The 10,085-nt window shown below is 62.2% G+C and carries 7 protein-coding genes; 5 read left to right on the top strand and 2 right to left on the bottom strand.

Annotated elements, in window-relative coordinates; genetic code table 11:
- Positions 1–352 precede the first annotated feature (352 nt).
- Together J7E36_RS24510 and J7E36_RS24505 are read right to left on the bottom strand one after the other, a co-directional pair.
- Positions 353–3,631 (bottom strand): EAL domain-containing protein, encoded by a 3,279-nt coding sequence (locus tag J7E36_RS24510; RefSeq protein ID WP_215008845.1) that lies wholly within the window; start codon positions 3,629–3,631, stop codon positions 353–355.
- Positions 3,632–3,699: 68 nt separating this feature from the next.
- Positions 3,700–4,590, bottom strand: coding sequence for a LysR family transcriptional regulator (locus J7E36_RS24505; protein WP_215008843.1), 891 nt, complete (start codon positions 4,588–4,590; stop codon positions 3,700–3,702).
- 156 nt (positions 4,591–4,746) lie between these two features.
- On the opposite strand from J7E36_RS24505, the gene leuC reads away from it, so the two are divergent.
- The 5 genes from leuC (at position 4,747) to asd (ending at position 9,987) form a co-directional block, all read left to right on the top strand.
- Entirely contained in the window at positions 4,747–6,165 is a 1,419-nt protein-coding gene (gene leuC / locus J7E36_RS24500) for a 3-isopropylmalate dehydratase large subunit (protein ID WP_215008841.1), read from the top strand.
- Between the two features lie 11 nt (positions 6,166–6,176).
- The gene (gene leuD / locus J7E36_RS24495; RefSeq protein ID WP_215008839.1) at positions 6,177–6,821 is read left to right on the top strand and encodes a 3-isopropylmalate dehydratase small subunit; all 645 of its coding nucleotides are present in this window, start codon (positions 6,177–6,179) and stop codon (positions 6,819–6,821) included.
- A gap of 86 nt (positions 6,822–6,907) precedes the next feature.
- Complete coding sequence (locus J7E36_RS24490) at positions 6,908–7,672, top strand: class I SAM-dependent methyltransferase (protein ID WP_215008837.1); 765 nt, start codon at positions 6,908–6,910, stop codon at positions 7,670–7,672.
- Positions 7,673–7,737: 65 nt separating this feature from the next.
- Positions 7,738–8,820, top strand: coding sequence for a 3-isopropylmalate dehydrogenase (gene leuB / locus J7E36_RS24485; RefSeq protein WP_215008835.1), 1,083 nt, complete (start codon positions 7,738–7,740; stop codon positions 8,818–8,820).
- Positions 8,821–8,874: 54 nt separating this feature from the next.
- A complete protein-coding gene (asd, locus tag J7E36_RS24480) occupies positions 8,875–9,987 on the top strand; it encodes an aspartate-semialdehyde dehydrogenase (protein WP_215008834.1) in 1,113 nt (370 codons plus the stop codon).
- The last annotated feature ends 98 nt before the right edge of the window (positions 9,988–10,085 follow it).

The following is a 10,085-nucleotide window of genomic DNA, read 5'->3' as shown; positions in this document are numbered from 1 at the left end:
GTGACGCTCCGCGTGGGAATGCCTCAACGGACGCTCCGCGTTCGGCTTTGGGACGCGGAGCGTCCCGGGCTGCATTCCCACGCGGAGCGTGGGAACGATCCCAGGTAGAAGGGTTGTAATCCTCCTCTAGGGCAACAACCGCTCAAACGCCTCCAGCGCCAATGGCCGGCTATGCAGGTAGCCCACGGGCCATGGCGACGATAGCGCGGATGATTTGTGGATCGTTCCCACGCTCTGCGTGGGAATGCCTCAACGGACGCTCCGCGTTCGGCTCTGGGACGCGGAGCATCCCGGGCTGCATTCCCACGCGGAGCGTGGGAACGATCCCAGGTAGGAGGGTTGTAATCCTCCTCTAGGGCAACAACCGCTCAAACGCCTCCAGCGGCAATGGCCGGCTATGCAGGTAGCCCTGATACAAATGGCATTCAAGCCCCTGCAGGAATTGCAGTTGTTCCAGGGTCTCTACGCCTTCGGCAATCATTTCCAGGTTCAGGCTACGGGCCATGGCGACGATAGCGCGGATGATTTCGGCGTCGTTGGGGTCGCTGGTGGCGTCGCGCACGAATGACTGGTCGATTTTCAGCGTGTCCACCGGCAGTCGCTTGAGGTAGGTCAGCGACGAGTAGCCGGTGCCGAAGTCGTCCATGGCGAAGCTCACCCCCAGCTTTTTCAGGCGGCGCATCTTGCCGATGGTGTCGTCCAGGTTCTGGATCACAATGCCTTCGGTGATCTCCAGTTTCAGCATGGAGCAGGGCAGGCCATGGGCGGCGAGGCTGGTTTCGATGCGCTCGACAAAGTCGCTCTGGCGGAACTGCCGGGGGCTGATGTTCACGCACAGGCTGAACTGCCGCGGATCGACCTTGCCCCTGGCGATCAGTTGCTTGAACCCGTCACAGGCTTCATCGAGGATCCAGTTCCCGACTTCCAGGATCAGGCCACTGTCCTCCAACACCTTGATGAACTCGTTGGGTGACTGGGCGCCCAATTCCGGGTGATGCCAGCGAACCAGGGCTTCGGCGCCGACGATGCGGTTGTCGCGCGCATCGACCTGAGGCTGGAAGTGCACGCTGAATTCACCACGGGCCAAGGCCTGGCGCAGGTCGGTTTCCATCCGCAACCGTTCGCTCGCGGCTTTTTGCATGGTGGCGTGGAACATCTGCGAGGTGTTGCGTCCCGAATCCTTGGCACGGTACAGCGCGATGTCGGCGCGCTTGAGCAGGTCGGCAGGGGTGGAGCCGTGGTCGGGAATCAGCGCCATGCCGATACTTGGCGTGACTTGCAGTCGTTGGCCGTCGAGGAACATCGGCTCGGAAAGCAGTTCGCGCAAGGTATCGGCGAGTTTTTGCACTTGCTCGCTGACGACCGCGCGACTGCCTTCCAGGCCGCTGAGCAACACGACGAATTCGTCGCCGCCCAGCCGCGCCACGGTGTCTTCCATACGCACGCTGGCCTCCAGGCGCGCGGTGATGATCTTCAGCACGGTGTCGCCCACCGGATGGCCAAGGGAATCGTTGATGTGCTTGAAATGGTCCAGGTCGAGAAACAGCAGGGCGCCGCGCAGGCTATGGCGCTTGAGCAACGCGATCTGCTGGCTCAACCGGTCCATCAGCAAGGCCCGGTTGGGCAGGTTGGTCAGCGGGTCGTGATAGGCCAGGTGACGAATCTGGGCTTCGGCGTTGCGCAACAGGCTCACGTCCCGGGCGGTCAGCAGCAGGCAGGCTGTCTCGTTGAGTGTAATGGGCTCGACGGAGACCTCCATCGTGAGGATTTCCCCACGTTTGTTGCGCCCGAGCATCTCCTGATGAAGTACGCGGCCCTTGAGCTGCAGCTCGGCCAGCAGCGTTGTGCGTTGCTTTTCTTCGGCCCAGATGCCGACTTCGTAAACTGTACGGCCAATCACTTCGTCGGCGCGATAGCCAGTCAGGCGACAGAAGCCGTCGTTGATCTCAAGGTAGCGGCCGCTTTCGCGCTCGGTGATGGTGATGGCGTCGGGGCTGGAGTGGAACGCCTTGGCGAATTTCTCTTCGCTGGCCTTGAGGGCCGCTTCGGAACGTTGCTGATGGGTGATGTCCCGCAGGGTGGTGACAATGCACGGCTGGTTGCCGACGTTGATCTGCCGGCTGGAGATCACGCAGGTCAGCGGTTGGCCGTTTTTGTGATGGACGACGATGGCGACGTTGCTCAGGGACTGTTCGCGGATCACCCGTTCGATCCGTTGCAGGCTGCTGCCGGAGGCATCCCAGAGGCCAATTTCGTCGGCGCTCAGGCCAATCACGTCCTTGGCGCTCCAGCCGAAGGTCTGGCTGAAACTGGAGTTGATTTCGAGGAACCGGCCGCTGTCCTGATGCGTGACGCAAATCGGGTCGGGGCTGACCTGGAACAACGTCGCGAATTTTTCTTCCGAGGCCGCGAGGCTCTGTTCGCGTTCGACCTGGTCGGTGATGTCCAGCAGGGTACCGGCCATGCGCAAGGGGCTGCCGTCGTCGTTGCGGTAGAGGCGGGCGCGGCTTTCCAGGTAGCGGGACGTGCCATCGGGCAGTTGCACACGGTAGGTCAGCTGATAGTTACCCGCCGGGCCTTCGCGCAAGCTGCGGTAGGCGTTGCGCATGTTGTTGCGCTCTTCATTGGGCACCCCGTCGAAAAACGCATCGAACGACTCATGAAACGGCTTGGGCTCCAGGCCATGCAACTGCGCGGCCCGGGCGGAGCCATAGAGCATGCCGCTGGGAATGTGCCAGTCCCAGGTACCCAGCTGTGCCGAGTCGAGCGCCAGGTCCAGACGTTCCTGGCTGTCCTTGAGCGCCAACTCGGCGAGTTTGCGGTCGGTCGTGTCGAGAAACGTGCTCAGCAGGTACGGCTGGCCCTCCAGCTCGACTCTCTGGGCACTGAGAAGGCCGTTGTGGATCTGACCATCACTGGCCTGCAATTCCACTTCCATGCTCGCCAGTTCGCCTTTGGCGTTGATGGCTTCCACCAGTTTTGCCCGTTGTCCGGGGTCGACCCACAAGCCCAGTTCCAGCGTCGTGCGGCCGATGATGTCGTGCAGCGGCCAGCCGAACAGGCTCTCGAAATACTGGTTGGCTTCAATGATCAGCCCGTCTTCCTGGCGTGTCACCAACACCATGTTCGGACTCAGGTGAAACAGGGTAGCGAAACGCTTCTCCGAACTGCGCAAGGCCTGTTCGCGTTCGCGCTGGTGGGTGATCTCGCGGATCACCCCGATCATGCGCGGGCGACCGTGTTTGTCGGGCTGCACGCTGCCGTTGATCTCCAGCCAGTGGAGGCTGCCGTCAGGCCAGACGATGCGGTGGTGCATGGCCTGTTCCAGTGGCGCGCCGGCCACTGCGGCATGAAAGGCGCGGACGGCCCTGGCGCGGTCTTCAGGCAGTAGCAGATCCAGGTAGTCCACGTCCGCCGGCATGGGCTGGCGCGGATCGAAGCCGAACAGTGCCTGGGTGCCCCTGGACCAGCTGATCTGGCCGGTATCGATGTCCCACGACCAGGCCCCCAGCCGCGCGCCGTTCAGTGCGGCGAGCAACTGTGGCGCGCTGTCCCAGCTTTGTTCGGCCCGTTTCGGGTCGAGCGCCTGGATGCGCGGCAGGGGCGGGAACGGGTCAGCAGATTTGGGCATTATCTAGCAGGCCTTGGGCAGGTTTGGCATTTAGCGCAGGCGTTGCAGCGTTACAGGAATAGCACAACTTATGCCGTTGTCCCTGGCAGATCGATTTGTGCGTCCAGTAGGGCCATGAAGGCTCGTGCAGCATTCGACAGCGTCCGTTCGGTGTGCACGATATAGCCTAGCTGGCGACTGAGCTGAATGCCCGGCAAAGGTATGCGCGACACCTGTTCGTCGAGCATTGTGCGCGGCAGAACGCTCCAGGCCAGGCCGATGGAGACCATCATCTTTATGGTTTCCAGATAATTCGTGCTCATGGCGATGTTGGGCATCAAGCCCTGAGCCTGGAACAACCGTTGCACGATGTGATGGGTGAACGTGTTGCCGCCGGGGAACACGGCCGGGTGCAAGGCAATGTCGGCGAGACTGACCGCGCCGTTCTCCAGCAGGGCATGTTCCGGCGCCACCACGAAATCCAGCGGGTCGTCCCACACCGGTGTAGCACGTACCAGCGTGTGTGGCTCGGGCGCGAGGGTGATGACCGCCAGTTCTGCCCGGCCATGGAGGATTTCTTCGTAGGCCACTTCCGAATCCAGGAACTGAATATCCAGCGCCACTTGTGGGTAACGTCGGGTGAACGCCCTCAGGAGCGGCGGCAGGCGATGCAGCCCAATGTGATGGCTGGTGGCGAGCGTCAGCCGGCCGGTCACTTCGCCGCTCAGGTTGGTCAGGGCGCGACGGGTGTCGTCCAGCACATTGAGGATCTGATAGGCCCGTGGCAGCAGCGCGCGCCCGGCCTCGGTCAGGCCGACTTCACGACCAAGGCGGTCGAACAGGCGCACCTTGAGCTGCTGTTCGAGGCCGGCGATGCGCTTGCTGATGGCCGGCTGGGTCAGGTGCAGGCGTTCCCCGGCGCCGGAGAAACTGCCCGTCTCGGCGATGGCTATGAAGGCGTTAAGGTTGGCGAGGTCCATGGTGGTTTCGGTTGAATTCCAATTGGTTATGCAAAGTATGAAAAATATGAATTTGAGTTATTTAATGTAACCCCATAGGATCAGCCTCACAAGCCAAGGGGTTATAGATCCGCTCAAGACCCAGGGCATAGAAACAAGCTGATGAGGAACCGTCTGATGGCCGGCAAAACGCTCTACGACAAGCTCTGGGATTCGCATTTGGTCAAGCAGCGCGACGATGGCTCGGCGCTGATCTACATCGATCGTCACATCATCCACGAAGTGACGTCGCCGCAAGCCTTCGAAGGCCTGCGCCTGGCCGGGCGCAAGCCTTGGCGCATCGATGCCAATATCGCAACCCCGGACCACAACGTACCGACCACCCCGGAGCGCAAGGGCGGTATCGCCGCCATTGCCGACGAGGTCTCGCGCTTGCAGGTCCAGACCCTCGACGATAACTGTGACGAATACGGCATCGTCGAATTCAAAATGAATGACGTGCGCCAGGGTATCGTCCACGTCATCGGCCCGGAGCAGGGCGCGACCTTGCCCGGCATGACCGTGGTCTGCGGCGATTCGCACACCTCGACCCATGGTGCTTTCGGCGCCCTGGCCCATGGCATCGGCACTTCCGAGGTCGAGCATGTGCTCGCCACCCAGTGCCTGGTCGCCAAGAAAATGAAGAACATGCTGGTGCGCGTCGAAGGCCAGTTGCCGTTCGGCGTGACCGCCAAGGACATCGTCCTGGCCGTGATCGGCAAGATCGGCACCGCCGGCGGTAACGGCCATGCCATCGAGTTCGCCGGCAGCGCGATTCGCGACTTGTCCGTCGAAGGCCGCATGACCATCTGCAACATGTCCATCGAAGCCGGTGCCCGTGTCGGCCTGGTCGCTGCCGACGAAAAAACCGTGGAATACGTCAAGGGTCGTCCGTTCGCCCCGAAAGGCGCCGAATGGGACATGGCGGTCGAGGCCTGGAAAGACCTGGTGTCCGACGCCGACGCCGTGTTCGACACGGTGATCGAGCTCGACGCGACCCAGATCAAGCCACAAGTCAGCTGGGGCACGTCGCCCGAGATGGTCCTGGCGGTGGACCAGAATGTCCCGGATCCGGCCAAGGAAATGGACCTGGTCAAGCGCGACTCCATTGTTCGCGCCTTGAAATACATGGGTTTGAGCGCCAACCAGGCGATCACCGACATTCAGCTCGACCGCGTGTTCATCGGCTCCTGCACCAACTCGCGGATCGAAGACCTGCGCGCCGCGGCGGTGATTGCCAAGGGCCGCAAGGTCGCCTCGACCATCAAGCAAGCCATCGTGGTACCGGGCTCGGGCCTGGTGAAGGCCCAGGCCGAAGCGGAAGGGCTGGACAAGGTGTTCCTCGAGGCCGGTTTCGAGTGGCGCGAGCCTGGGTGCTCGATGTGCCTGGCGATGAACCCGGACCGCCTGGAGTCGGGTGAGCATTGCGCTTCCACCTCCAACCGTAACTTCGAAGGCCGTCAAGGCGCGGGTGGTCGTACGCACCTGGTGAGCCCGGCCATGGCCGCGGCGGCGGCTGTCAACGGTCGTTTCATCGACGTCCGCGAATTGATCTGAAGGAGCGCAGCATGAAAGCTTTTACCCAGCACACCGGTCTTGTCGCGCCTTTGGACCGTGCCAACGTCGACACCGACCAGATCATTCCCAAGCAGTTCTTGAAGTCCATCAAGCGCACCGGCTTTGGCCCGAACCTGTTCGACGAGTGGCGCTATCTGGATGTGGGGCAGCCGTACCAGGACAACTCCAAGCGCCCGTTGAACAAGGATTTTGTGCTCAACGCCGAGCGTTACCAAGGCGCCAGCGTGTTGTTGGCCCGGGAGAACTTCGGCTGCGGTTCGAGCCGCGAGCACGCGCCATGGGCGCTTGAAGAGTACGGTTTTCGCAGCATCATCGCGCCGAGCTACGCCGACATCTTCTTCAACAACAGCTTCAAGAACGGCTTGCTGCCGATCATTCTGAGCGACGCTGAAGTGGATGAGCTGTTCCAGCAGGTCGAGTCGAACCCGGGCTACCAGTTGCAGATCGACCTCGCGGCCCAGACCGTGACCCGCCCCGGCGGCAAGGTGCTGGGTTTCGAGATCGACGCGTTCCGCAAGCATTGTCTGCTCAATGGCCTGGATGACATCGGCCTGACTCTGCAGGACGGCGAGGCGATTGCCGCGTTTGAAGCCAAGCATCGGGCGAGCCAGCCTTGGTTGTTTCGCGAGGCTTGATTGATTTGAAATTGAGATAGGCAGGGCTTGCTCGCGAAGGCGGCGGCACTGACAACGGCAAGCTACAACCCAAAAAGGAAGTTCCCATGACCAGCAGCGCCCACAGTCAGGTTGTACAAAAACAATTCGGTGAACAGGCCTCGGCCTATCTGAGCAGCGCCGTGCACGCCCAGGGACCCGAGTTTGCGCTGCTGAAGGCTGAGCTGGCCGGTCACGAAGGGGCCCGTGTGCTGGACCTGGGTTGTGGCGCCGGGCATGTAAGTTTCCACGTGGCGCCCCTGGCCGGTGAAGTGGTGGCCTATGACCTGTCGCAACAGATGCTCGATGTGGTGGCCTCGGCGGCAGCGGATCGCGGCCTGGGCAACGTCACCACGGTGTGCGGTGCCGCCGAGCGCCTGCCGTTCGCCGATGCCGAGTTCGACTTCGTGTTCAGCCGTTATTCGGCGCATCATTGGAGCGACTTGAACCTGGCGCTGCGCGAAGTGCGCCGCGTGCTCAAGCCGGGCGGGGTGATGGCGTTCATTGATATCCTGTCGCCGGGCACGCCGTTGCTGGACACCTACCTGCAAAGCATCGAAGTGCTGCGCGACACCAGCCACGTACGCGACTATTCGGCCGCCGAGTGGTTGCGCCACGTCAGCGAGGCGGGGCTCTACACCCGCAGCATCGCGCGTCAGCGCCTGCGGCTGGAATACCAGTCCTGGGTCGAGCGCATGCGCACCCCCGAGGTGATGCGCGGGGCGATTCTGGCGCTGCAACGCTCGATGGGCGATGAAGTGCGTGAATATTTCGAGATTGAGGCCGATGGTTCGTTCAGTACGGATGTACTGGTGCTGTGGGCCGAGCGATAGCATTTTTCCGGGTGCACCCAATGGTACGAAGCCTGGGACGCACCGATAGAGCAAACGAGGAAAGCATGAGCAAGCAGATTCTGATTCTCCCAGGCGACGGTATTGGCCCGGAAATCATGGCAGAAGCGGTCAAGGTCCTGGCGCTGGCGAACGACAAGTACGGCCTGGGCTTCGAGCTCAGCCACGACGTCATCGGTGGCGCGGCCATCGACAAGCACGGCGTGCCCCTGGCCGATGAAACCCTGGACCGCGCCCGTGCCGCCGATGCTGTGCTGCTGGGCGCCGTGGGTGGTCCGAAATGGGACAAGATCGAGCGCGATATCCGCCCCGAGCGCGGCCTGCTGAAAATCCGTGCGCAACTGGGCCTGTTCGGCAACCTGCGCCCGGCGATTCTCTACCCGCAACTGGCCGATGCCTCGAGCCTGAAGCCGGAAATCGTCTCGGGCCTGGACATCCTCATCGTCCGTGAACTGACCGGTGGTATCTACTTCGGCGCCCCGCGTGGCACCCGTGAGCTGGATAATGGCGAGCGCCAGGCCTATGACACCTTGCCGTACAGCGAAAGCGAAATCCGCCGCATCGCCCGGGTCGGTTTCGACATGGCCCGCGTGCGTGGCAAGAAGCTGTGCTCGGTCGACAAGGCCAACGTGCTGGCGTCCAGCCAACTGTGGCGTGAAGTGGTCGAGCAGGTCGCCAAGGATTACCCGGATGTCGAACTGAGCCACATGTACGTCGACAACGCGGCCATGCAACTGGTACGGGCACCTAAGCAATTCGACGTGATCGTCACCGACAATATGTTCGGCGATATCCTGTCCGACGAAGCCTCGATGCTCACCGGCTCCATCGGCATGCTGCCGTCGGCGTCCCTGGATGCCAACAACAAGGGCATGTACGAGCCGTGCCACGGGTCGGCTCCGGACATCGCCGGGCAGGGGATCGCCAACCCGTTGGCGACCATTTTGTCGGTGTCGATGATGCTGCGCTACAGCTTCAACCTCAATGACGCCGCCGATGCCATCGAAAAGGCCGTCAGCGTAGTGTTGGACCAGGGTTTGCGCACGGGCGACATCTGGTCGGCCGGTTGCACCAAAGTCGGTACGCAGCAAATGGGCGACGCAGTAGTCGCCGCGCTGCGGAGTCTGTAATCTCTCGGGCCCACCGCTTCGACGGTGGCCCACTTTTGTATAGGTGTAGTTGCGATGAAACGTGTAGGTCTGATCGGTTGGCGCGGCATGGTCGGTTCCGTGCTCATGCAGCGAATGCTGGAAGAGCAGGATTTCGATCTCATTGAGCCGGTGTTCTTCACCACTTCCAATGTCGGTGGCCAGGGCCCGTCCGTGGGCAAGGACACCGGTGCGCTCAAGGATGCCTACAGCATCGACGAGCTCAAGACCCTCGACGTGATTCTGACCTGCCAGGGCGGCGACTACACCAGCGAAGTCTTCCCCAAGCTGCGTGAAGCCGGCTGGCAGGGTTACTGGATCGACGCCGCTTCCAGCCTGCGCATGCAGGACGACGCGGTGATCATCCTCGACCCGGTGAACCGCAAGGTCATCGACCAGCAACTGGACGCGGGCACCAGGAACTACATCGGCGGCAACTGCACCGTCAGCCTGATGCTGATGGGCCTGGGCGGCCTGTTCGAAGCCGGTCTGGTGGAGTGGATGAGCGCCATGACCTACCAGGCGGCGTCCGGCGCCGGCGCGCAGAACATGCGTGAGCTGATCAAGCAGATGGGCGCAACCCACGCCACGGTGGCCGATGAACTGGCCAACCCGGCCAGCGCGATCCTGGACATCGACCGCAAGGTCGCCGAGGCGATGCGCAGCGATGCGTACCCGACCGAGAACTTCGGCGTGCCGCTGGCCGGCAGCCTGATCCCGTGGATCGACAAGGAACTGCCAAACGGCCAGAGCCGTGAAGAATGGAAGGCCCAGGCTGAAACCAACAAGATCCTCGGTCGTTTCAAGAGCCCGATCCCGGTGGACGGCATCTGCGTGCGCATCGGCGCCATGCGCTGCCACAGCCAGGCGCTGACGATCAAGTTGAACAAAGATGTACCGATCGCCGACATCGAAGGGCTGATCAGCCAGCACAACCCGTGGGTCAAGCTGGTGCCGAACAACCGCGACATCAGCATGCAGGAGCTGAGCCCGACCAAGGTCACCGGCACCCTGAACGTACCGGTGGGTCGTTTGCGCAAGCTGAACATGGGCTCGCAGTTCATCGGTGCCTTCACCGTTGGCGACCAGTTGCTGTGGGGCGCGGCTGAACCGCTGCGCCGCATGCTGCGGATCCTGCTCGAGCGTTGATCGGTAGCTGTTGTGAAGGAACCCGTGCCTTGTGAGAGGTGCGGGTTTTTTTATGGGTTCTGTATTGATAGTGAGATTGCCATCGCGAGCAGGCTCGC

Source organism: Pseudomonas fluorescens (genome assembly GCF_018614775.1).
Classification (GTDB): Bacteria; Pseudomonadota; Gammaproteobacteria; order Pseudomonadales; family Pseudomonadaceae; genus Aquipseudomonas; species Aquipseudomonas fluorescens_BY.
The sequence above is the reverse complement of the archived record's forward strand: the minus strand, read 5'-3'. Positions and strand labels throughout refer to the sequence as shown.